General features: G+C 61.8%; 21 protein-coding genes. 9 read left to right on the top strand and 12 right to left on the bottom strand.

The features are described 5' to 3' along the window. Nucleotides 1–46: 46 nt before the first annotated feature. Complete coding sequence (locus C7450_RS28095) at nucleotides 47–754, bottom strand: DUF3830 family protein (RefSeq protein WP_170147487.1); 708 nt, start codon at nucleotides 752–754, stop codon at nucleotides 47–49. Nucleotides 755–827: 73 nt separating this feature from the next. On the opposite strand from C7450_RS28095, the gene C7450_RS28090 reads away from it, so the two are divergent. After that, nucleotides 828–2,078, top strand: a complete 1,251-nt coding sequence (locus tag C7450_RS28090; RefSeq protein WP_110377913.1) for a glycosyltransferase — start codon at nucleotides 828–830, stop codon at nucleotides 2,076–2,078. 789 nt (nucleotides 2,079–2,867) lie between these two features. Continuing rightward, nucleotides 2,868–4,427, top strand: coding sequence for an ABC transporter substrate-binding protein (locus C7450_RS28085; protein ID WP_110377809.1), 1,560 nt, complete (start codon nucleotides 2,868–2,870; stop codon nucleotides 4,425–4,427). Nucleotides 4,428–4,481: 54 nt separating this feature from the next. Here C7450_RS28085 and C7450_RS28080 read toward each other — a convergent pair whose 3' ends face one another. Next, complete coding sequence (locus C7450_RS28080) at nucleotides 4,482–5,384, bottom strand: LysR substrate-binding domain-containing protein (RefSeq protein ID WP_110377808.1); 903 nt, start codon at nucleotides 5,382–5,384, stop codon at nucleotides 4,482–4,484. A gap of 84 nt (nucleotides 5,385–5,468) precedes the next feature. Here C7450_RS28080 and C7450_RS28075 point away from each other — a divergent pair, with 84 nt between their 5' ends. Genes C7450_RS28075 through C7450_RS28050 form a run of 6 tightly spaced genes read left to right on the top strand, consistent with a single transcriptional unit; the run spans nucleotide 5,469 to nucleotide 11,171 of the window. Beyond that, a complete protein-coding gene (locus C7450_RS28075) occupies nucleotides 5,469–6,584 on the top strand; it encodes an NAD(P)/FAD-dependent oxidoreductase (RefSeq protein WP_245450162.1) in 1,116 nt (371 codons plus the stop codon). Next, on the top strand, nucleotides 6,565–6,864 hold the full coding sequence (locus C7450_RS28070; protein WP_110377806.1) for a (2Fe-2S)-binding protein: 300 nt from the start codon (nucleotides 6,565–6,567) through the stop codon (nucleotides 6,862–6,864). Before C7450_RS28075 ends, C7450_RS28070 begins: the two co-directional genes overlap by 20 nt. Then, the gene (locus tag C7450_RS28065; RefSeq protein ID WP_110377805.1) at nucleotides 6,861–8,240 is read left to right on the top strand and encodes an NAD(P)/FAD-dependent oxidoreductase; all 1,380 of its coding nucleotides are present in this window, start codon (nucleotides 6,861–6,863) and stop codon (nucleotides 8,238–8,240) included. The genes C7450_RS28070 and C7450_RS28065 overlap by 4 nt, the downstream gene beginning before the upstream one ends. After that, complete coding sequence (locus C7450_RS28060) at nucleotides 8,237–9,358, top strand: NAD(P)/FAD-dependent oxidoreductase (protein WP_110377804.1); 1,122 nt, start codon at nucleotides 8,237–8,239, stop codon at nucleotides 9,356–9,358. Before C7450_RS28065 ends, C7450_RS28060 begins: the two co-directional genes overlap by 4 nt. Next, complete coding sequence (locus tag C7450_RS28055) at nucleotides 9,355–10,296, top strand: ABC transporter permease (RefSeq protein WP_110377803.1); 942 nt, start codon at nucleotides 9,355–9,357, stop codon at nucleotides 10,294–10,296. Before C7450_RS28060 ends, C7450_RS28055 begins: the two co-directional genes overlap by 4 nt. Next, nucleotides 10,293–11,171 (top strand): ABC transporter permease, encoded by an 879-nt coding sequence (locus tag C7450_RS28050; RefSeq protein ID WP_110377802.1) that lies wholly within the window; start codon nucleotides 10,293–10,295, stop codon nucleotides 11,169–11,171. Before C7450_RS28055 ends, C7450_RS28050 begins: the two co-directional genes overlap by 4 nt. A 216-nt stretch (nucleotides 11,172–11,387) precedes the next feature. Here the strand turns inward: C7450_RS28050 and C7450_RS28045 are convergent, their stop codons facing one another. Genes C7450_RS28045 through C7450_RS28010 form a run of 8 tightly spaced genes read right to left on the bottom strand, consistent with a single transcriptional unit; the run spans nucleotide 11,388 to nucleotide 19,955 of the window. Then, on the bottom strand, nucleotides 11,388–13,583 hold the full coding sequence (locus tag C7450_RS28045; RefSeq protein ID WP_110377801.1) for a glycoside hydrolase family 2 protein: 2,196 nt from the start codon (nucleotides 13,581–13,583) through the stop codon (nucleotides 11,388–11,390). Next, nucleotides 13,577–14,230 (bottom strand): HD domain-containing protein, encoded by a 654-nt coding sequence (locus C7450_RS28040; RefSeq protein WP_110377800.1) that lies wholly within the window; start codon nucleotides 14,228–14,230, stop codon nucleotides 13,577–13,579. Before C7450_RS28040 ends, C7450_RS28045 begins: the two co-directional genes overlap by 7 nt. Nucleotides 14,231–14,235: 5 nt before the next feature. Continuing rightward, complete coding sequence (locus tag C7450_RS28035; protein ID WP_110377799.1) at nucleotides 14,236–14,895, bottom strand: HAD family hydrolase; 660 nt, start codon at nucleotides 14,893–14,895, stop codon at nucleotides 14,236–14,238. Continuing rightward, nucleotides 14,892–15,992: an ABC transporter ATP-binding protein gene (locus C7450_RS28030; protein ID WP_110377798.1), complete on the bottom strand. Its 1,101-nt coding sequence runs from the start codon at nucleotides 15,990–15,992 to the stop codon at nucleotides 14,892–14,894. The genes C7450_RS28035 and C7450_RS28030 overlap by 4 nt, the downstream gene beginning before the upstream one ends. After that, nucleotides 15,989–17,239: an extracellular solute-binding protein gene (locus C7450_RS28025; protein WP_170147486.1), complete on the bottom strand. Its 1,251-nt coding sequence runs from the start codon at nucleotides 17,237–17,239 to the stop codon at nucleotides 15,989–15,991. Before C7450_RS28025 ends, C7450_RS28030 begins: the two co-directional genes overlap by 4 nt. A 30-nt stretch (nucleotides 17,240–17,269) precedes the next feature. Continuing rightward, entirely contained in the window at nucleotides 17,270–18,115 is an 846-nt protein-coding gene (locus C7450_RS28020; protein ID WP_110377796.1) for a carbohydrate ABC transporter permease, read from the bottom strand. Further along, the gene (locus tag C7450_RS28015; protein ID WP_110377795.1) at nucleotides 18,112–19,035 is read right to left on the bottom strand and encodes a carbohydrate ABC transporter permease; all 924 of its coding nucleotides are present in this window, start codon (nucleotides 19,033–19,035) and stop codon (nucleotides 18,112–18,114) included. The genes C7450_RS28020 and C7450_RS28015 overlap by 4 nt, the downstream gene beginning before the upstream one ends. Next, nucleotides 19,032–19,955 (bottom strand): MBL fold metallo-hydrolase, encoded by a 924-nt coding sequence (locus C7450_RS28010; protein ID WP_110377794.1) that lies wholly within the window; start codon nucleotides 19,953–19,955, stop codon nucleotides 19,032–19,034. Before C7450_RS28010 ends, C7450_RS28015 begins: the two co-directional genes overlap by 4 nt. A gap of 25 nt (nucleotides 19,956–19,980) precedes the next feature. On the opposite strand from C7450_RS28010, the gene C7450_RS28005 reads away from it, so the two are divergent. Beyond that, complete coding sequence (locus tag C7450_RS28005; protein WP_146227575.1) at nucleotides 19,981–20,952, top strand: LysR family transcriptional regulator; 972 nt, start codon at nucleotides 19,981–19,983, stop codon at nucleotides 20,950–20,952. A gap of 235 nt (nucleotides 20,953–21,187) precedes the next feature. Here C7450_RS28005 and C7450_RS28000 read toward each other — a convergent pair whose 3' ends face one another. Together C7450_RS28000 and C7450_RS34345 are read right to left on the bottom strand one after the other, a co-directional pair. Then, a complete protein-coding gene (locus C7450_RS28000; RefSeq protein ID WP_110377792.1) occupies nucleotides 21,188–22,936 on the bottom strand; it encodes a GMC oxidoreductase in 1,749 nt (582 codons plus the stop codon). Between the two features lie 555 nt (nucleotides 22,937–23,491). Then, a partial coding sequence (locus tag C7450_RS34345; protein WP_210206561.1) for a hypothetical protein occupies nucleotides 23,492–23,722 on the bottom strand: 231 nt, incomplete at its 5' end.

The raw sequence follows: 23,722 nt of genomic DNA, 5'->3' as shown, positions 1-23,722 counted from the left end.
GGGGGATGTCGCCATGCGTCGGCAATTTCGGATCCCGAGTGCTTGCCTATTCTTCCGGCTCGTAGCGCTTGATCTCGACGTGTTCGCGACCGTCGTGATGAATCCGGATGCCGATTTCACGCAGCAGGTCGAGATCGCCAACGATGTTGGCCACGAGGTTGCAGGGCGCGTAGCCGAACGAGTCACGCATGGCCGCCACACCGTAAACAATCGAGATCTCACGTTTGTGCCAGGTCGAATTGTTCAGATGGGGGTTGAACAGAATCTGGCCGGGCAGAACGCCGATCGCGCGCGAGTTTTCCGCCTTGTCGACGTCGAGGTCAGGCAGGATGGACAGCACGAAGCCGGAAAACTTGGCATGCTCGCACATCTCGCGCATCGGCAGCTTCTTCCAGAAGGCCTCTGCGGTCTGCGGCGCATCGTTGTCCAACAGATCCGCGACCAGTTGTCCGCCGCGCTCGAATTCCAGCACGATCTTGCGCTTGTTGTCCCTGGAAGAAACGGGTGGGGCAGTCATGTGGTTCTCCTGAAAACGCGGACGATGCGCATCCGCGACATGCATGTCCGACGCTGCCGTCGCATGCGTGAACGGTAGTCCAATCCTTGGCCGACGCAATGGCGCGACGTTCACTAAGCAGATTTGCCGTGGAGCTTCATCGGAAAATCCGAGGAAGTTGCCCGGCTGTTCGATCCCGGATTTCGATATGGAGGGTTGCACGCTAGGCTGGAGCAAATCCGCCTTGAATGGAATCATCTGACACCATCCAAGCCTTTGAATTTGCCATTTATTTTTTTGAATGGCCAAGGCATGCCAAAAAGGACACCGGGTGCGCATAGCCATCGAGACACTCGGCACCAGAGGCGACGTCCAGCCCTATATCGCGCTTGCATTGGGGTTGGTCGGGCGCGGTCACGGCGTGCAAATCGCGGCACCCACCCAGTTCGACGTCATGGTCCGGGAGCATGGCCTCGCCTTTGCGGCGCTTCCGGGTGAGTTCCTGGCGCTGATGGACACGCCGGAGGGGAAGGCTGCGATCGCCGGCGGTCGAGGCTTCAGCGCCGGATTCAAACTCTTGAAGCATGTGCGCCCGTTGATGCGACGCCTGCTGGATGACGAGTGGGCGGCCGTCAGAGCCTTCCATCCGGATGTGATCGTCCACCATCCCAAATCGATTGCGGCGCCACATATGGCCGAATCGCTTGGATGTCCGCACATACTTGCATCGCCGCTGCCAGGCTTCACGCCGACCTCGGCCTTTCCCAGCCCAATGCTCCCGTTTGCTTCGCTCGGTCCGCTGAACCGCGCCAGTCATGCCCTGGCGATCAAGGGGGCGGATTTCCTATTCGGCAAGGAGATTCGCGACTGGCGAACGACATCGCTGGGACTTACGGGCCGCCGCTCCGGCGCCGGCCAATTCCTCGGCACGCTCTATGCCTATAGCCCGCATGTCGTTCCGGTGCCGCCCGATTGGGGCCCAGATGTGCTGGTCAGCGGCTATTGGTTCCTCGACAGTGCGACATGGCGACCGCCCGACGCGTTGACGGCGTTCCTTGATGCCGGCGAGCCACCGATCTATGTCGGCTTCGGCAGCATGCCCGGGCTCGATCCTCAGCGAATGGCCGCGATCGTCATCGAGGCTCTCGCCAAAACCGGCAAGCGCGGTCTGCTGGCGATCGGGGGCGGGGCGCTGGAGGCGCGGCGTGTACCTCGCAACGTCCACGTCATCGCCGGGGCGCCCCACGACAGATTGTTTCCACGGGTCGCCGCCACCGTGCATCACGGCGGCGCCGGAACCACGGCTGCGTCTCTCCGTGCAGGCAAGCCCACGGCCATCTGTCCATTCTTCGGCGATCAGCCGTTCTGGGGAAGACGGGTCGCGGCGCTGGGTGTAGGCCCGGCTGCTCTCAACCGAAAAGCTCTCTCGGCCGAAAGCCTGGCGGCGGCGATCCTGGCGATGGACGACCCGCGCATGCGCAAGCGGGCATCCAATCTTGGCATCGCGATCCGGCAGGACGATGGTGTTACCGCCGCGGCGGAATTCATCGAGAGCAGAGTAACCGGGCAAGCCGTCCCGTGAGGCGGCGGAGGGTGGACCGCGCGGGAACCAGATAAGGACGTCATCTGCGCGCTACGTAACCGGATCGACAACTGCTTAACGCGCTGAAAAAACTGGCGGCGTTGCACCCGCTATGTCACGAAGGCAGACAGCGGCCGCGGTTTCATTTCTATAGCCGCCGTCCGCCTGTGGACACGCCTATTCGTCAACAGGACATAAATCGCGCATCGCGTCAGGTATCAGTTTATTCGCTTCGAAAACCGAGCCCGGGACGGTGAAGCGTGCAGACATATCGAAAGGCAAACTGTTGTTACAGCGACTGTTAACAACCATGATGACTCTATCGTGGCTGGCGATTCGCGCATTATACCCCTCCTTTTTATTTTATATATTTCCTAGACACAGGATTGATGCCACGCGGGATATCCAAAGACCAATACATTGGCGATATCGGCTCGATATGCAGAGAACGGACTCTGTGTCCAGCCCGCGCGGGAGCACTAAGGAGACATGCTGGCCGCAATCCGCACGGTGACAGAAGCCGCCGTATGGCGTCTCTCATGCGGCGCCGGGCTTGTGGGCCGGCGTGGGCTCCAGAAGGCCCAGTCGCGGTGAGCAGTCTCTCATGATTCCCGTTCGGGAAAGCTACGGTCTCCGATGGTGCTCGGATGAGCTATGGCGAGAACGCATGGCGTCGGCCGGGGAACCTCTTCGGTATAACCATAGCGAATAGGGCGCCTAAAATAGCGACTTTGACACTTATGACGTTTACCAAATAATTCGTCAGAAAAGAAAATTACGGAGCGGAACATGTCAAAAAAGTTCGGGAAGAGCATTATCGCTGCTATTGCGGCTTCGGCGTTGACCGGCTGGATCGCGCCCGGGGTCGCCTATGCCGCGACTCTCAGGGTCGCGGTGGGCGCCGCCGATATTTCCACGCTCGATCCCGCCAGGGCAAGCAACACGCAGGACGTGGCAATTGTCTCGTGGATTTTCAACGGTCTCGTCCGCTTTGCCCCGGGAAGCGCTGATCCGAAAAGGATTGAACCGGATCTTGCAGAGAGTTGGACAAGCTCTCCTGACGGTCTGGTCTGGACATTCAAGCTGCGCAAGGACGTGAAGTTTCACGGGGATTATGGGACTGTTTCCGCCGACGATGTGGTGTTTTCCCTGCAGCGCGCCAAAAGCCCCGACACCTCTTCCTTTTCAAGCGACTACGCCGCCTTCACATCGATCGAAGCCGTCGATCCTTTGACCGTTCGCATCACGCTCAGCGAGCCCGTCCCCGGCTTCCTTGGTCTCCTTGCCAACTATCATGGCGGCAATATCGTCAGCAAGAAAGCGGCAGAGGCTCTCGGGGCGAAGTTCAAGGCGGCGCCGGTCGGTACGGGCCCGTTTCAGTTCGACAAGGCGGTGACGCAACAGTCGGTCTATCTGAAGGCTTTTCCAGACTACTTCCGCGGCGCACCGAAGATTGACGACATCCGCGTCGATCTCATTCCCTCAGACTCAAGCCGCGAACTGGCGTTCCGCTCCGGTGAACTCGATCTGATCTACGGAAAGCGTGAGCAACGCTGGGTCGATCAGGCCAAATCCTGGGGCAATGCCGTCGTCGACATCTTCGCGCCGGGTGAATATCGCACCGTGTTCATCAACATGGCACGCAAGCCGCTCGACAATGTGAAGGTGCGCGAGGCGATCGCTCACGCGATCAATGTCGACCAGATCGTCCAGTTCGTCGGCGCCGGCGTTGCGCTCAAGGGCTGCTCTTCGGTACCGAACGATTATCTCGGCGAGGATTGCACCTGGACTTACAAATATGACCCGGAAACGTCGAAACAGCTCCTGGCGGAGGCCGGCCTCAAAAGCGGGCTGACCCTGTCGGCCGTGGTGTCCTCGAGTTCAGCCCAGCAGCCGATCATGGAGGTCATCCAGGCGCAGTTGGCGGACGTCGGGATCAATATGCAGATGAAAGTCGTCGACCATCCCACCTATCACGAGCAAATCCGCAAGGATCTCAGCGATCTGGTCTTTTATGGGGCGGCACGCTATCCGGTCGCAGACAGCTACCTCAGCCAGTTTTACCATTCCGATGCATCGATCGGAAAGCCGACCGCCGTGACGAATTTTGCGCATTGCGACGCCGCCGACGCGGATATCAACGCCGCGCGGAAAGCCGCGACGGACGAAGAGCGGATCAAGCTTTGGTCGGAAGCCCAGAAGAAGATCTTCGATCAGGTCTGCGGCGTTCCCCTCTTCAGCCTGATGCAGGTCTGGGTGCATAACAAGGCGCTCAACTACGGCTACGTGCTCAAAGGTTCACTGAATCTTGCGCCGCCGATCACGGAACAGGCGACCTTGAATCGCTGACCGCCGTTGTCCTGCCTGGACCCGGTCGAGCGTGTGCGCGTGGAGCCGGGCCTTTTATACTCTCAGCATTGGCGAAAGAGCGGCCGCGTGCACGTCCTCGACGAAGTCCTCGACCAGCTTGCTGTTTCGGGCGCGGACCGGGCGAATGATCCCGTAGTTGAAATCGATGACCGGACGAAAAGGCCTTACGGTGATTTGATCGCCCGCAGATTCCAGCGCGATGGGATCCGCAACGGTCACGCCGAGCCCCGCGGCCACCAGCGCGGCGACGTTCGGCGCGGTCGTAGCCTCGATGACGATTTTCGGCCTTTGCCCGAACCGCTCAAACACGGCATCGACCTTGCTGCGCATCGTGCCTGTCGGCGCAAAGGCCACGAAGGGCTCGTCCTTCAAGTCATCGGGGGTCAGTTCCCGCCTTTTGGAGAGCCTGTGGCCAGGCGGCAGAGCCACGATCGCAGGCGGACACCGCAACGGTTCGACATGTGCCGACGGATGCTCGTGGGCACTGATCACAAGCGCCAGGTCGAGGCGGCGGAGCAGGACCGCCTCCGTCAGGAACTGGGAACTGCGGGCCTCGATGGAGACAAACACGTCCGGATGACGTTTTCTGAAGTTGGCGATCACCCGGGCAATAAAGGGCCCAGACAGGGCCGGCATCGCGCCGATCAGCAGATGTCCGTGTTCTTCGCGGCGGATAGCATCAACGGCCCGGGCGAGCTGATGAACGCCCCCGAACACGCGCTCGACTTCTTCGTAGAGACGCATCCCTCGACCGGTCGGAACCAGTCGCCCACTTTCGCGCTCGAACAGTTGCAAGCCGGTATCGGCTTCCAGGTCCTGGATCAGTTTACTTGCGGCGGGCTGTGAGATGCGAAGCACCTCGGCGGCTCGGCTGACCGTCCCGGCTTCCACGACAGCCATCAGTGCCTCCAGCTGACGCAAGCTAGGCTCCCGCATCTATAACCTCCAAGAATACATCATCCAAATAAACGACTTTGACTTTCTACCCTCGATTTCTAAGCTCGGCAACAATCAAGGAGAATGAGGGTGAACGCGGATATTATCGTTGTCGGCGGCGGTGTCGTGGGAACGGCGCTGGCCTATGGCTTTGCAAGGCAGGGGCTGAGTGTGCTCGTCCTTGACGGCGAAGATGGCGACATGCGTGCCGCTCGCGCCAATTTCGGGCTTGTCTGGGTCCAGGGAAAAGGCGCCAAGGCGCCCGCTTACCATGATCTGACCCGCCAAAGCGCGAACTTATGGCCAACCTTTCTGCAGGAACTGGAAGGTTGCGTTGAGACACGTATCGATTACGCGCGACCAGGCGGCCTGTTTTACTGCCTCAGTGATCATGAATACGAAGCGCGCGATGCCTTGAACAAGCGTATGCACAATCAGGCTGAGTATGCGGATACCAGAATGGTCGACCGCCGCGAGCTGGAGAGGATGATGCCCGCCGTGACCTTCGGCTCTGAAGTGGTCGGTGCGAGCTATTGTCTGGCGGATGGCCACGCAAATCCGCTGCAGCTCCTTGCGGCGTTGCAACAGGCGATCACCGCGCTGGGAAGCAAGCTTCTTTTTCGCAGCACGGTTGGCTCGATCCGACCCGAGAAGACCGGGTTCACCGTGCACGCGACCTCCGGCTCTTTCAGAGCGCCAAAGGTCGTCGTTGCGGCAGGGCTTGCTACTCCGCTTCTCACGGAACCGCTCGGTTTCACAATTCCGCTGAGATCGGAACGCGGCCAGTTGCTGGTGACGGAACGATTGGCGCCGATCCTTCCCTACCCCGCGAGCGGGTTGCGGCAGACGGCCGATGGCACGGTGATGATTGGCGCAACGAAGGAAGAAGCCACGGACCGGGGCGTGACAGTCGCATCGGCCACAAAGCTCGCGCTTCGCGCGACGCGGATCATCCCAGCTCTCAGCGCGGCGCGGCTCGTGCGTCAATGGAGCGGCTTCCGGGTCATGCCCCCGGACGGCTCGCCGATCTATGCGCAATCGGAGCGCTATCCCGGTCTCTTCGCGGCGGCCTGTCATTCGGGGGTGACGCTCGCCGCCGCCCATGCCGCGATCGTGGCACCCGCGATGATTGCGGGACGGTTGTCGCGTGACCTGGCCGCTTTTTCAAATGGAAGATTCGATGTTCAAAAGTGTGCTTGAGCGGCCGGGCGTGCCGCCCGACATGATGGTGCTCGTGAATGGGGTCGAAACCCCGGCCTGGGACGGCGAAACGGTGGCCAGCGTGCTTCTGCGGGTACCCGATGCCGGGCGACGCTCGCCTATCAGCGGGACGCTGCGGCTTCCCTATTGCCAGATGGGCGTCTGTTTCGAGTGTCTGGCAATCGTGGACGGGATCGCGTCCACGCAAGGCTGCCTGGTCCCGGTCCAGCCCGGCATGCGCATCGAAAGCCAGCGCGGACCGCGGGAGATATCCCGATGAGCTATGATGTCGCGATTATCGGCGCAGGTCCGGCCGGCATGTCCGCTGCGGTGCGCCTGCGCGCGCTCGGCGCTGCCGTCATCGTCATCGATGAGCAGCCAGCGCCAGGCGGCCAGATATTCCGAGGTATCGAACGGAATGCCGCAAGTCCGGTTTTCCCGGCGCTTGGCGAAGACTACGCGAAAGGGTGCGCCCTTGTCGCCGCCTTTCGGGCGTCAGGCGCTGAATATCTGCCGTCGACACAGGTCTGGCAGATCGAGGACGGATGGAACCTGTTTTTGACGACGGAACGCAAGGCGCGGCACATCACCGCCCGCGCGGTGTTGCTCGCCAATGGCGCGCAGGAACGGCCGGTTCCCTTCCCGGGCTGGACATTGCCAAACGTCATGACGGTCGGCGCAGCGCAGATCCTGCTGAAGTCAGGCGGCATGTTGCCGGAGGGGCGGATATGGATCGCCGGTGCAGGCCCCCTGCCGCTTCTCTACGCGACACAACTGCTCAACCTTGGCGGTCGCATTGCCGGATATCTCGATACCGCAACGACACCGAAACTCTCGGCCCTCGCCCGACTGCCCGGCGCATGGCGTGAGTTCGGCAATCTCGCCAAGGGATTGCGGTGGCTTCGCGACGTCAGACGCAGCGGGATGATGATCAAGGGGTTTTCAGATCTGCGGGCGGAAGGCGAGGAGCGCCTTGAACATCTCACCTGGGAGGCGGCGGGCAAGCGCCATCGGGTAGAGGCCGACGTGCTGCTGGTTCACGAGGGGGTCGTCCCCCGCATTCACGAAACGCTTGCACTTCGATGCGAGCATATCTGGAACGAGGAACAGGGGTATCTGGCGCCCAAGCTGGACCGCTGGGGACAAACCAGTCGAAAAGATCTGTTCGTCGCCGGCGATGCCGGCGGCATCGGCGGGTGGATGGCCGCGACCGTCTCTGGTGAGATAGCAGCCCTCGGCATTGCCGGACAGCTCGGGATTGCGGCCAATCCTGACGATCTGCGCCAAGCCGCGCATCTTGACCAGCGCCGCGCGCGTGCGCTTGCGTTGAGACCATTCCTCGACGCGCTTTATCCCCCGCCCCGCACTCGTCTTGCAGACGACGTCATCGCATGTCGCTGCGAGGAGGTGACCGCCGGCGCGATCCGGTCCGCCGCCCGAAACAGCCCCGCCGATCCGAGCGCGGTCAAGGCCGCGACCCGCTGCGGGATGGGTCCGTGCCAGGGACGTCAATGCGGCTACACGGTTCAGGCGCTCCTGGCGGAGGTGCACGGTCTGCCGATCGGAGATGTCAGTTTCTTCCACATACGCCCGCCGCTCAAACCGATCACGCTCGGCGAAATCGCATCCCTGGAACATGCGGAGGGCGCCGCATGAGCACCGACGTCCTGATAATCGGCGGCGGTTTGCATGGGCTTTCCGCCGCCCTCCAGGCGGCCCGGCGCGGCGTCTCCGTCCAGCTCGTCGAGCGCCACTTCGTGGGCCGGCACGCATCGGGGGCGACTGCGGCAGGTGTGCGAACCCTCGGACGCAATGTGGCGGAATTGCCGCTCAGCCTGGAGGCTGCGGAAAGCTGGCATCACATGAAGGCGCTCGTCGACGACGACTGCGGTTTCGTCGCCTGCGGGCAATTACAGCTTGCCGAGGACGGCGAGGCGCTCGCGAAGATCGCCAAACGGATCGCCCGTCTCGAGGCGATGGGGCTCCACCATGAGCGCCTTGTCGATGCTGACGACGTGCAGAGCGTCCTGCCGGGCGTATCGCCGCATTGCGTGGGTGGGGCGTTTGTGTCCGGGGACGGCTCGGCCGACCCGCATCGCGCCATTCGCGCGTTTCGCGACGCCGCGAAAAAGGCAGGGGTGACGATCGTCGAAGAATGCCTCGTGACCAGCCTGACACGATCAGCCGGCCACTGGCGAGCCGAGACGATACGCGGCATCTTTGAAGCGCGCCTGATCGTCAACGCGGCAGGAGCATGGGCCGACCATATCTCGGTCCTTGCCGGCGACCCGTTGCGGCACGCGATCCGAACGTCGATGATGGTGGTGACCGAACGCGTCGCGCCCAGGATCAAGCCGGTCGTCAGTTCCTTCGGGCGCAGGCTGTCCCTCAAGCAGACATCGCAAGGAACCCTTCTCATCGGCGGCGGCTCGCAAGGCAAGCTTGCAGCCGACCGGCAGTCGGCCGCCGTCGATATCACCGCGCTCGCCTCCTCGGTACAGGCGGCGATCCGGGTTTTCCCGGAGCTCCGGGGCGTGCGCATGGTCAGGACATGGGCCGGCATGGAGGCCATGACGCCTGACCACATCCCCGTGATCGGTTTCTCGCAGAAGGTCGAGGGACTGATCCATGTCTTCGGCTTTTCCGGACACGGGTTCCAGCTCGTCCCCTCGGTCGGACGGGTGGTCGCCGATCTGATCTGTGAGGGTCATACAAACCACAATCTCGACGCCTTCCGTGCGAGCCGTATCGCTATCGAAAGGGTTGCCGCATGACCGGTTATGTGATCCGAAGACTTCTCCTCGCGATCCCGACATTGATCGCGATGCTCACCATGGTCTTTGTTCTCGTCCGCCTGGTGCCCGGTGATGCCGCCGTTGCGATGCTTGGCGACCGCGCCAGTGATGCGACGCTTCAGGCGCTGCGGGCGGAACTTGGTCTCGACCAGCCAATCGGCGTCCAATATCTGAAGTTCATCAAAGATATGCTTACAGGCGACTTGGGCCGCTCCATGGTCAGCGGCCGCACCGTACTGGACGAGGTGGCGACCGTTCTTCCCTATACGCTGGAGCTCGCCGCCGCGGCAATGTTGATCGGGACGTTGCTCGGGGTTCTGCTCGGCATTATTGCCGCAATCCGCCGCGACCAGTGGCCGGATTACCTCAGCCGCATTCTCTCGCTCGTCGGCCTATCCTTCCCCGGCTTCGTCTCGGCGATCCTGATGCTTCTGGCTTTCGCGGTCTGGCTGCAATGGCTGCCCGTGATGAGCCGGGCCACGAGCGATCCGATCGATCATCTTCGTAATCTTCTGCTGCCGGCGCTGAATCTCGGCCTGATCATGACGGCTTACATCGCGCGCGTCACCCGCTCGTCCATGCTCGACGTGATGGGAGAGGATTATATCCGGACCGCGCGCGCAAAGGGCGTCCGCCCGCGAGGCCTCATCATCCGGCATGCCTTGGGCAATGCGCTAATCCCCATCGTGACGGTCGTCGGTCTCTATTTTGGGACCCTCATCGGGAATTCCGTTCTCACCGAGATCGTTTTCACGCGGCCTGGACTTGGCAAGCTCATTCTCGGCGCCCTGCAGTCCCGTGATTACACCATGCTCCAGGGACTGATGGTCGTCTTCGCCACCTTCGTCATCGTCGTGAATACGGTCACGGATCTCATCTACGCCCTCGTCGATCCCAGAGTGAGTCTTGCCCGATGACCGACGCAGCAGTTTCTCAAGTCGCCCCCCGGCGACAGCCAAGCCCGGTCTTCACGGCATTTCGTCGCAACCGCTTTTCGTGGATCGGCATCGGCCTTTTGGCGGTGATCATTCTGCTCGCCGTCTTCGCACCGCTCGTCGCACCTTACGATCCTTTGAAGCAGAACATCCTCCATCGCCTAAGCCCACCGTCCGCCCAGTACTGGCTTGGAACCGACAGCTACGGCCGCGATGTCCTCTCACGCCTTCTCTATGGAGCCCGCATATCGCTATCGATCGGATTCCTGTCCGTCTTGATCGCCATGCTGGTCGGCTCGGCACTCGGGATCCTGGCAGGCTATATCGGCGGCGTGTTCGATCAGATCGTGATGGGCATCGTCGACGTGATGCTGTCGTTTCCGACGCTGCTGTTGGGCCTGATGGTCGCGGCCATGCTCGGTGCCAGCTTCGAGAACCTGATCATCGCGATAGCTATTACCGAGACGGCCCCCTTTGCCCGCGTGGCCAGGGCCCCGACGATCGCCATGAAGCGCCGTGACTTCGTCGAGGCAGGCCGGTCGCTGGGCTTCTCCCCGTTTCGGATCATGGGCGTTCATATCCTCCCGAACATCCTGTCCGACATTGTCGTCGTCGCCTCATTGTGGATGGCGTCGGCCATTCGCACGGAAGCGTCCTTGGCCTTCATCGGCCTCGGCGTTCTGCCGCCCACCGCGACGTGGGGTGGCATGATCCGCGAGGGCTTCGAGAACATTCTCAATGCCTGGTGGCTGGTTGTCTTCCCCTCGCTGGCGATCCTCCTGACCGTACTCGCCCTGAACATACTGGGTGACGCGCTGCGCGACGCTATCGATCCAAAGGCAAGGAGCGCGCAATGACGTCACCAATTCAAGAGATTGTCGCCGGTGAAGCTCCCGTGTCCACGGCTCCCGACTTCTGCAATCGCGACCTCATTCAAGGTCGGCGCCAGGCGGAAGATCGTCATCCGTGACATTTCTTTCGACATCGCGCCAGGAGAGACGGTAGCGATCCAAGGCTGGGGAGCAGAGCATTACGGAGGTTAAAGTCCGAGTATGCGATGTGTCATTTGGGGCTCATGATGCCATACCGACTATAACATACGTGTTACTGACACTTTGTTCTTGGCCCCAAGTCAGCAGCAATACGATGGTTTGCGGTCCAGGCTGGAGCGGCCGTGGAACTGCCGCCCGCAATCCGCCTGAAGCTGGAACATCCGGTAGAGTTATCGCGCCAGGAGACTGCAATCCCTCAACGACAACCTCCAGCCTGGCATTTGAAAGAACAACTGGCGTATCGTTGATGATAGTGACTGCAGTCGGCAGTTCATCAGCTTCATTGATATCCCAATAGTTGTCGAGAAAGACCTGCACAGGCTCCATCGCTTGCCGGACCGCCGCATAAGCTGCTTTTGGGGTACGGTCGTATTCGAGGATCGACCAACTGACCGCTGGCCAGCAATCGTTGAAGGCGAAGACATGCAGCCCATTGCCTCCGCTCAACTTGCGTCGGCGGATGAACTCGGCGTGGTGGCGAAGCACCTCCGCCTGATGGCGCTGGCTGCCGTCCACGAGTTGGGAAAGGCTCCTAGCGTCCGGATGATGTTTTTGCAGAAGCGCCGGTTGCGCACCTTTTGCTGCAAGGACGTGCCAGGGGATCGGATCGGTGTCCTCGCCGCCGTCCAGGGCAGGCGTTGCTGACCGCGGAAGTGACTGCGCGCCAAACTCTGTGACCAGTCCGAAATGGCTGTCCGGCAGTCTAGCGATGTCCACTGTGCGGCCGAAATACCAGCCGGGATACATGTGACAATCGCGCCGCCATCCATAGCGGGCCTCGAAGTTACGCGCCCGCTCTTCCTTCCAGAAGAACGATCGCAAGGGATGCAAGTCATCACAAGCGCTATAGGAAATGGCGCTGTTGGCGTGATGGGCGATTCGGGCGGAATCGCGCTGCCGGGCGTGGCGAACCAGCGCAACACAGAGCTTCTCGAAATTAGCCACACTGGGCTGACTGCCGAAATTCCAGATCGCTAGCGAGGGATGATTGCGCAAGCGATCCAGCATAGCGTCGAACTGGCGGATCGCTCCACGCACGACCTCCGACCCCGGGTCTGACATCATCCAGATGGGGAAGTCCTGGTAGACGATGATGCCAGCCGCGTCGCACGCCGCGTAGAATTCGTCCCTCTCGACCACGGCAAAAGGGTGGGCGGTGTTGAGATTGGCTCCCCGCATCAATGCCAGATCGGCCTTATACCTCTCTGCCGTCATGCTGGAGAGATCGAGATCGGAAAGATAGTTGGCGCCGCGCTGGTAGAGCGGAACCCCATTGAGGCGCAGGTCCCAGCCATTTTCGAGGTGGACGCGGCGGAATCCGGTCGTAAGGGAAAGTCGGTCGTGAACCTCGTCGTCAACCCAAATCTCGACGTTGACCTCATAAAGGCGCGGATTGCCAAGATCCCACGTCCACCAGAGTTGTGCCTGGTCGAGCACGAATTCGAGGGACAGGCTTCGCGTGCCCGGCGCGCAACGAAAGGAGACTTGGCCTTCCGTTGCCGCGGCTGCAAAGCCAATCGGTTCGATCCGATAGCGGATAACAGCATCGACCGCCGCGGCAATCCGCAATTGGGCGGTAAGATGGCCCTCGACGGAGACCGGCATATCCGTCGCCGCGGCGGGTGGCAGAGTGACCGGATTGGCTTCGACCGAAACGCCTTGCACCCGCACCTGCCCTGATCGTTCGAGCCGAACCGAACCAAAGATGCCCGCGGGCTTGCTCTCGGGATCGTTCATGTCCCAGCGTTCGAGCGCCCCGCGGAACATGCGCTTCATCTGGCCGATTTCATGACGCACTCCCGATACGTCCGGCGGAGAATCGACGCGGACGACCAGGGTGTTCCTGTCCACGAGCAGGTCCCCGATCTCGAAGTCAAAGTGACCGAAGCATCCTTCGTGGCTGCCCAGATAATGACCGTTCAGCCAGACGTCGGCATAATAATCCACCCCCTCGAAAATGAGCGCGGCGATCCCGTCACAAGGTTCGCTCGCGAAGTCGAGCCGATACCAGCCGCATTCGAGGTCGGGATGCCCCTGCCGGGTCCACAGGCCCGGAACCGTGATGGAAACCCATGACGATACGCCGTGATCCGGTTCGCACCACCGGGCCTGATAAGCATGGGTATAATGGAGTTCTTCGGGGTAGAGCTCGCCGATGCGTCGTGGATCGGGTCGAAACAGCCATGTGCCATCCAGCTCGGTGACCGTCCTCACCATGGCATCTCTGTCCTGAGCTCTTCGGCCAGCGCCACCAGGAAACCCCGCAGCACCTCTGCGCGCCGGGCGGCCAGCGTTCTGCCCGCATGCGTCTGCATGCTCGACGGCAGCCGCAGGAGCTTGACTGCGAAATGGTCGACGGCAAAGCGCCGGTCATCCAGTTGCCGCCGCTGCGCAAACGGATCGTCGCCGTCAAAGAGCGCCGTTCCGAGTTGGCCGGCGATGACGAAGACGCGGGCAAGGCCTATGGCGCCCAGCGCCTCCAGACGGTCGGCGTCCTGCAAGGCCTTGGCTTCGAGAGACACCGGGACGATCCCTGCGGAAAAGCTGTGCGCGACAATGGCATGCGCGGTCGCCTCGATCTCGGCGGCGTCGAAGCCGAGATCGAGGAGGATCGGGCGGGCGCCTTCCGCCGACAAGGCAGACGCACGCGTCCGGTCGGGATGATTCTTGGGCAGGTTCACCCAGTCATGGAGATAGGCCGCGGCGATCAGGACGCGTTCGTTCCCTCCGCCTTCGGCATGAGCGATGTCGAGAGCGGACCGCATGACGCGGCGGGCGTGATTGATGTCGTGGCTGGCGTCGGCGTGACCTTCCCTTGCGAAAAAGGCGGCCTCCAGTTCGGAGATGAGTTGACCGTGGGGCATTTGACCTAAGGTTTTGAATGAGTTTTGTCCAGGATGAACTCGGCAGCTTGCGAGAGGCTGTCGACCACCGGCGCCCCGGTGGCACGTAATTCCTCCCGGGCCTGCATGCCTGTGGTGACCAGCACGCTCCGGATGCCGAGCGCGGCGGCTGACAGGAAATCGTCGACCGTATCGCCGATCAGCCAGCTTTGCTCGAAGGCCACGCCAAGATCGCGACCATGGTTCCGGAGGCTGTCGCGCTTGGTCGGATGCCCAACCCCTGTGAACCCTTGTATGCGAACGAAGTGGCCGGCCAAGCCGTGATGGTCGATAAGCAGCGTGATCTGCTCATGCGGCGCCATCGAGAGCAGCGACTGATCCGCATAGGACCTGAGCTGGGTGAGCGCCTGTCGGGCATCGGCAGCCAGAGGCAACTCGTGCATCTTCTTGTCATAATGCTCGGCATAAGCGGCACTGAGATGCTCGATATCCTCGGCCGTGGCGGGCCGGTCCAGGAGCGCGGTGAAATAGTCGGCCAGAGGCCGCCGATAGTGACGCCGCACCATTTGAGGCGTGATACCGGGGTGGCCGAGTTCGGCCATTGCGTCAATGGTGATCTGCGCGGTTATGGCGAAATCGTCGAGAAGCGTGCCGTTCCAGTCCCAGATGATGTGGATGTCCTTCATGCAACCGCGCCCGCCCGTTGGCCATCATCGGAGAAGTAGTGCAACGCCGAGGCGTGTACGTGAAGATCGATATGTTCCCCGGGCGCGACGGCCTGCTTGAGACGGGCGCGCAAGGCCACGCCGCCGCAATGGAGATGAACCAGGCGTTCCGAGCCCATCAATTCTGAGCGCCTGACCATCGCCGGGAGCGTCGCACGGTCGCCGGCCAAGCCACCGATATGCGCATCCTCAGCCCGGAAGCCGAGTTGGAAGGACCCAGATGACGGTGCTCCCGGCAGGCTGGAAACCCGCGTCCCGTCCGCCAGAACCATGCCCTCACCTTCCCGGCGGACGGCCAACAAGTTCATCGACCCGAGAAAATCGGCGACGAAGACATCGGCCGGATGCCGGAAAATCTCCTCCGGCGCCCCCTGCTGCTCGATCTTGCCGTCGCGCATGACAATCAGATGGTCGGCCAGCGCCAGGGCCTCGGTCTGGTCGTGGGTGACATAGACCGTGGTTGCCCCCAGTTCCCGCTGCAGAGCGCTGAGCTCGGCGCGCATCTCGACCCGGAGTTTGGTGTCCAGGTTCGACAGCGGCTCGTCCATCAGAAGAACCGACGGTCCGCGCACGATCGCCCGGGCGATGCCGACCCTTTGGCGCTGGCCGCCGGAAAGCTGGGAAGGCAACCTTTCGAGGAGACCTTCGATGCGCGTCAGTGCCGCCGCCGCCCGAACCCGATCGGCGGTCTCGGCCGCGCCGACACGTGCCATGCGCAGCGGGAAGGCGATATTGTCGAACGCCGTCTTGGTCGGATAGAGCGCGTAGTTCTGGAACACCATGGCGACACCGCGATGCTGCGCGTCGATGCGCGTCACGTCCTGGTCGCCGAAGCGTATTTCTCCTTTCGTCGGTACGTCGAGGCCGCACAGGCAGCGCAGAAAGGTTGTCTTGCCGCATCCCGAGGGGCCGACGATGATGGTGATGCCGCCGGCAGGACAGTCGATGTCGAGTTCAGAGAAGACGGGGCGCTGCGCGCCCGGCCAAGATTTTGCGAGATTGTGAACGGCCACGGGAGTGGGTGCACCGATCCTGGTTGCCAAGGGGTGTACCGTCATTGTCCTGCGTTCAGCTCGTTCATGAGTGCAGCAAGGCGGTTCAGCCCGTCCTGAGGCGAGGTCGCACCGGTCAGGATTTCGTGCTGGATGTCACCGAAATTGCTCTGGAACTCGTTGTTGGCGCGGCCCGGCAGCGTGTACCAGGGACGGCTCATCTGGCTGTTAATCACAACCAGTTTGCGATTTTTGGCGTAGAAATCGCCCAGCAGTTCGGGGATCTCCGCCGCCGCCACATTGAGGGGGGAAGACGCCGTCGCCCGGACGGTCGCCGCAACACTTTCGGGCGTGATGAGCGAGAGCAGCGCCGAACAGGTCGCCTCCTGCCGTGCCGGATCGGTCGCCAGCATCACGAAACCGTTGCCGGACGCCATCGTGATGGGATCATGGCCGTCCTGGGCCGGCATAGGGGCGAGCGCCACATCGAAGTTGACGTTCGCGGTGAGGCTATTATAGCTCGACGACGACGTCAGGAGCATCGCCACCTCTCCCGCCTGAAACAGGCGTGCGGCTTCGCCCCAGAACACGGCCTGGGAAAGCGCGGGCATGCGTTTGTCTTTAACCAGCCGCCGCATGAAGGCCATCTGGTCGACTGCCGCCGGACCGGCGACGCCCGACTGGCCGTCGGGACCGACCATGGCACCTCCCGAAGAGGCGAGCTGACCCTCGAACATATAAGTGTTGGGCATGTACATGAGCAGCCCGTAGCGGTCGCCCGACCCGTTGCTGAGTGCCGCGGCAGCCGCCTCCAGTTCGCTCCAGGTGGCAGGCGGGCTTTCGGGATCGAGACCGGCGGCGCGGAATGCATCGGCGTTGATGAACAGGGCTGGCAGCGTCACGTACCAGGGCATGGCGTAGAGCGTGCCATTGACGCGGAAACCGTCAAGGAGGCCGGTATCGAGTTGGGCGGCCAGTTTGGGCGCGGAGGCGAGACACGCATCGAGGGGCTGGGCGCGCCCGGAGTCGATATAGGAGCGCAGCACCGCGCCGGTGATGCGCACCGCGTCAGGCGTCGTGCCGGCAACGATATCGGCGAGCACCTTTTGGGTTGTGTCGAGATCGGACCGATTGTCCAGTTCGAGATCGACGAGAACCCGGTTCTGGCCTGCGTTGAAACGTTTGAAGATGTCGACAAGGACGGCGCCATTCTGGCGCTCCTGGCCTGAGACGATGCGGATCTCGGTCTGGGCGAGGGCCGGTGCGGCCCCGATCATGGCTCCGAGGGCGACGGATGAAAGCAGGCGGATCATGGCAAAACTCCAGTTGAGCATGGCGGAGGATTAATCGACCTGGCCGGAGGACATGGCGATTCCGGCAATGAGCTGGCGTTGGGCGATGAGGAACCCGATCAGGAGGGGGAGAACCGTGAGGGTCGCGGCGGCCATTTGTGGGCCATAGTCGGCGCCGAGCTCCTGATCGAGAAACCTGACGATCCCGAAGGGCACCGTCGCTGCAAAGTCGTTTCGCAACACGAAGGAGGGCCAGAAATAGTCGTTCCAGTGAGAAACAAAGCTCAGGATGCCGAACGTTATGATGGCCGGCCGGGCCATGGGAAAGACGATGTGGATCAGGATTCGGTAAGGCGACGCGCCGTCGAGCCGTGCGGATTCGAACACCGATTGGGGGATGGACAGGAAGAACTGGCGCAACAGGAAGACGCTGAAGGCCGAACCGATAAAGGGCAGGATCAGCGCGCCATGGGTGTTGATCAGGCCGAACTGCGAGAGCAGCACATAGATTGGGATAGCGGTTGCGTGATAAGGTACCATCATCGCAGCCAGCACGATCCAAAGGCCCAGCTCCCGCCCGGCAAAACGCAGGCGCGACAGGGCATATGCGGCCGGCACGCAGATGACGACCTGGCCGAGAAAAATCGTGCCAACGACAACAAACCCGTTCAGGTAATAACGCAGCAACGGGACTTCGGCGAAGACCCTTGCATAATTGTCGAGGCTGAAATGGGTAAGTGTCAGAACATTACCCGAAAAGATCTGGTCGGGCGCGGTAAAGGACGTGCGCAGCATGAGCCAGAACGGCAAGAGCATGAATACCGCCCCGGCCGCGAGGGCAATATGGATTCCGGCCTGCATGATGCGGGAACGGGTTTCACCGGCATGTGTAGTCATCGCGTCCCTGCCCTCTCCAGGCGCGCGGTGAGCAGGCGCTGAACCGCGGTCGCCGCGAGCGCCAGAGCCAACAGCACCAGCGTCACGACCGAGCCGCCGCCGATATCGAAGAAATAGATGCCCCGCTCCCACATCAGATGGGCCAGCGTCTGGCTCGATCGCGAAGGACCGCCGCCGGTCATCGTCGAGATCGTATCGAATACCCGCAGCGCGTCGACCGAGGTGATGATGCCGACGAAAACCGTCGTCGGTCCGATCGACGGCCATGTGACGTGCCAGAAGCGGCTCCAGGCGCCTGCACCGTCCACCCGCGCCGCTTCGAGCAGATGCCTGGGAACCGCCGTCAGGGCGGCCAGATAGAGGATGACCACGAAGCCGATCTGCTGCCAGTTGCCGACGATCGCGACGGCTGGCAGAGAGAGAACCGGTGAGTTCAGCCAGTCGGTGAGCCCGATTGCCTGGCCGAACGTCTGGTCGATGATGCCCTTGCGTCCGACGAACATCCAGCGCCAGACGATCGACATGGCAACGAGCGTCGCCGCGACGGGCAGGAAGTAGACGGCTTGCCAGAACATGCGACCGCGCCGCAGGCCATTGATCGCCAGCGCGATCGAAAGACCCAGGATCATCGAGGGAGGCACGGTCAGGACGGTATAGAGGAAGGTGACCCGCAGGCTGTTGAGGACATTCCCACGGTCCGCCGCCCGCGCAAAATTGGCGGTGCCAACGAAACGCATGGTTCCCGCCAGGATATCGGTCTCGAAGAAGGTGAGAAACAGTGCCAGCGCCGCAGGCAGGATCGCGAAGATAAAGATCAGCCCGAGAAGCGGCGCCACCAGAACATAGGGAGCGACCAAGGGGGCAAATCCGACCCGGGGCATGGTGATCGGGCGGAGTACGGATGCTGGAGAGACGCTCATAGGGCGTATTCGCTAGTCTGGCAGGCGAGATGGATCGGCCCCTTGAACTCGACCGCGGCGGCCCGCCGGGCGCTGTCGCCATCCTCCGGCGTGGCGAGATGACAAAGTACCAGTTCGCTTGCCTCGGCCATCGCCCCCAGACGGCCAGCCTCCATGGGGGTCATATGTGCGCCGCCGGGCGCAAACAGCCCGGAGAGATGGGCGTCCAGGAAAAACAGGTCGGTGCGCGAGGCAAAGCTTGCAAGGGAAGGCAAAAAGCGGGTGTCCGCCGAATAGACGACGCTCTTGTCGGCGTCATCGATTCGCATCGCAGCAGTGGGCACGCCGTGATCGACCGGATGGGTGCGGACGGTCAGGTCGCCCCGTCCGAAATCGTCGCCGGGCATGTATTCGCGTATGTCGAAGACCGAGAAAACCCAATCCTGACCTTGCGCCAGAGATGTCGCAATCGCTTGCTTTCCCGGGCTGCCGCCGTCTGTCGGCAGACGCCATTGGCGATGACCAAAAAGATCGGAGAACCGCCGCAGGAAGTCGATGCCACCCAGGGGCACGAACAACGGCAGTGGAACCGTCCGCCCGTCAACCAGCCACTCGGTGAGTAGCGAATAGGCGAGTGGAATGAGGTCGAGCGTGTGGTCAGGATGCAGATGGCTGATCGCGATCGCGTCAAGATTACAGTGCGGCCCATCTCTCAGCAGCGCGGTCGCAACGCCTGGGCCGCAGTCGAGAAGGATTGCGCCGGCCGTGCCGCGCACCAGATAGCCCGAACATGGTTGCCCGTTGGCGGGATATCCGCCCGAAGAGCCGAGAACATGGACTGAAATGGGCACCAAAGACCTGCCGCTTGAATCTCGAGAGAACCCTGGAAAGCGATATCGGTTGCGGATTTCACGAGGATGACGGATCCATCGGGTTGTCATCTGTCGTATAGGTTTTGCCTATAGATTGGCGATCCGGCAGGTCATCGACGGGAGGCCATATATGGCGCGAACTGCGCTTTCCAACGCGACATTTGCGAGCATGCGCCGATTGAGCGTCCGGCAATTGATCTACTTTCGAGAGCTGCACCGTTCCGGCAGTTTCAGCAAGGCTGCGTCTGCGCTGTCGATCAGCCAGCCGACGCTCAGCCAACAGCTTGCCCAACTCGAGGACAGCCTGGGCGCGGTCCTGATCGAGCGCAAAGGGCGCCTTTTGCGGCTCACCCCGCACGGAAAGCTGCTGCTCGAGCGTTCGAAGAGGGTATTGGACCTGCTGAGCGCGACGATCGAGGAATTTGCCGAACTCTCAACCGGCCAGGGCCTGCGCATCGGCATGCCCAGCTACCTCTCCTACCCGGTGATAAGCTTGCTGCTCGGCGAGTTCCGGGCAGCACATCCCGATATCAGTCCCTTTATGATCGAGGCCACGGCCGAAGAGATGAGCCGTATGCTCAACGAGGGGGAACTGGACGCCGGCTTCATGTCTTTGCCGACGCCGGCGCTTTTGTCCGAAGCCATGGACTCCTTGATTATATGGAAGGCGGACTATCGGCTTTGCATGTCGAAAGCTCATCCCGTCGCACGCCGGCTGGTCCTTACGGGCCAGGACATCGCCAAACTCGACATTGTCCTCGCTCCTCCCGACTACCATCGCACGCACTATGACTATCAACTCCGGGGTCTACGCTCCCTGGGAATCGAGCCGAGAATTGTCCACGCTGAGGTCTTGACCACGCAGTCCCACATGCAGCTTGCGTCGGCCGGGCTCGGCGCTTGCCTGATCTCCGAAGGCACGGTGCCTATTCCGGACGATCTCGTGCTCAAGCACACCGACCCGTCGATTGGCTCCCATCGTCTTGCCTTGTTCTGGCGGGTCGATAGCAGCAATCCTCATCTCAGGACATTCCTCAGCGCTGCCCGACAATTGCGGCAAAGCTGAGCCCGTCAGCGGTTCGCTTCCCATTCCATGGAGGTCAGTGGAACTGACTAATAGGGTTTCAGAAATTCGCAAAACCACCCCTGCGGGTTCCCACAGGGGTGGTCTGATCTGCCAGGAACATCAAGCCCTCGCTCCAATCGATCATCGCTAGCGCGGGCCGTTCACACGGGACCGGAAAGCGTCCCTGAGCCAGCATACGGGGATCCGTCAGCGACATATGCGTGGCTTGCGCGTTTCAGGTGAGTTGGTCGGCGAGGTCCTGAGCCAGCGCAACCATAAAGAACGTCGGATTCCAGGACTCCGCGCGTGGAAACAGCCCGCCACCGGTCACGTAGACATTGGAGACATTATAGGGGCGATAGTCTTCGCCGACCACGCCGTTTCCGGGCACGGCGTCGACCCATAGTGTCGAAGCCTCATGAACGAGGGCCGGTGCGCGCCGCTGCCCGACTGGAGGCCTGTCGAGACTCCAAGTTCCGCTATTGGCATCGCCATGCCAATATTCGACCGTTGCGTTGTTCGGCCGCAGGACGTCTTCCAGGGCTCGGAAGGTCAGATCGTCCATTCCGTCCCACGTCTTGTTATCGTTGTCGTTGGCGAGAGCTTGAAGTTCGATATTGGTGGTCTGATCGCTGCCCCCGTTCTTGTGCACCCAGTTGTCCGCATTGGCCGGATCCATCTCGCCCAGGCTTGCAAAGACGAAAAGGATATGGTCGGGCGAGCTTTCCATCTGGGCTCGTGATGCCGTGGCGACCACGTCGGGCATGTACCGTCCGGCAATCTCTGCATTTTGTGCCGGGTTCTCGTTGTTGAGCACCGACAACTGCATATGGATCTGCTGCGTATTGAAGCCAAAGATCTGGATAGCTCCGGAGAGGTAGATCGCAGCGAGCTCCATGGACGCCAGGTCGGCGCCGAAGGAAAAGGCGCTGCGCGGAATTCGCCCCACGAGAGCGGTGATGAAGTGGGCTGCAAAGCGTTGCCCTGCGCGCTCGAGCGCTGGAAACGAGTTGAGCAGGAAGGTCGTCGGTGGAACAGAACCCATGGCCAGGACAACCTTGGCAGCGTTTACGTTGATGTCGCCTCGGCTGGTCTTGATGACGGTCGCGGCGCCGTTGACCTCCTCGGCCCGGATTGCAACGCAATTGTTGACGATATGAAGGGGGGCACCCCTGCCGGCTGCGGCTGCCGCCTGCTGGTCGGCCACGATCTTGAGCAAGGGAGCGGGCGTCGAGAACTTCGCGAAGTCGATGCCAGCCGTCGCCCTGGAATGGGCCGCGATCTTGGCCGCCTCATACTGGACCCTCAGCCCGTTGGGCGATGTGAGCTTGTCGATATTTTCCGCCAGCATATCGAGAAGGCCGCGTTGCATGGTGCCGTAAACCGGCCGGCTCTGGCCCACTGCCATGCGTTCCTCCACGCTGAGATCGGAGTCGATCTGCTCGGTGGAAACCACATTCATCAATCGCGCGGCATCAGACTTGTTGCGATTGAAGGCGTCGATGAGCGACCGTGGCCACCCATTGAGTGTATATTCGAACTGTGTCGGGTCGGGGCACCAGGCACTCCACATGATGCTGCGCCCCCCGAAGAAGGGCACCATCCCGTGCTGCCACTGGATCTTGCCGGGGGGCTGCAGGGCCGTCTGTCCCGAGAGCGTCCAGGGAAAGGTCTCGCTTTTTCCGCCGACGGTCGCTTCATAGGGTGTCGGCAGGTTCTGAAAGTGAACAGGCAGGAAGAATGGGCCGCGCTCGAGCATCAGTATGCGGGCGCTGGGCTTGTGCTTATAGATGCGTTCAACAAAGGCCAGCGCGCAAAATCCGCTACCGAGCACAATGTAGTCGTATTCGGCCTGCCTGATCGCGTCCCAATCTTCATCCGAGACGAAGAATACGCTGTTGGTGACGTCAGTGGCCGTTGGGTTCTGGGGTCCCGGGTCGGGGTAGCCAAAGTTGCCCTTTGATATTACCGGCGTGTCGCTCATCGATGATTCTCCGTAGGTTAGGGGTGTTGGCCCGAGTCATGCGTCTCCCAAACTCGAGGCAAACCCTGTCATCCCCACAGCTTCGGCGGGCCGATGTGAGGCGGTAGAGGTGATGAGGTATTCGGGCTGCTTGGGCTGACGGAATGTACTGTGCGGTCAACACCGTTGCACACCGATGACAATTGGATTGATCCGGATGTGGCAGCATAGGCGAAGACTATAGGCTGTCCGATCCGGCTTGTTCGGCTCGACGGGGAACGATGGGAATCGGAAGGTTTCCGCGGCGAGCAACGGCTGTGCACCGGATTGTCGCAACCGTCAGCGAGGAAATGAACAGATCCTCGTCGCGCCGCTCCGCCCGCCGGGCCATCCGATCTCGATCGTAAGCCGCTTCCCGGGGCCTATCGGCGCGCCACCTCGGTTTCGCCCCCCAACCAAGCTGCCCGACAAACGGACCTTTCCTTGTTCTGTGCGCCGGACAGGCACGCGACCGCGTCACCCCTCCTGGACGGGCTCCGCCGGCAGATGAACGGCGCCCGAGCGAGGAATGTCACGTCATCCCCCCTTCCCGACATCATAGAGACGCGGTACCGCTTCGGGGAGGCGCGCCGTCCGCCGCTGACCTTGTCCGCTGTTATCCGGAGGTTTGGGGAGAGATTCACCTGCCGCGATCATGGGGGTGTTCGCATGCAAAAAAGCCTCCGCTTTGTGAGCGGAGGCTTTTCTAATTTTGGTTGCGGGGACAGGATTTGAACCTGTGACCTTCAGGTTATGAGCCTGACGAGC

This window comes from Chelatococcus asaccharovorans (assembly GCF_003201475.1).
Taxonomy (GTDB): domain Bacteria; phylum Pseudomonadota; class Alphaproteobacteria; order Rhizobiales; family Beijerinckiaceae; genus Chelatococcus; species Chelatococcus asaccharovorans.
Note: the sequence above shows the minus strand (reverse complement) of the source record. Positions and strands in the feature narration are given on the sequence as shown.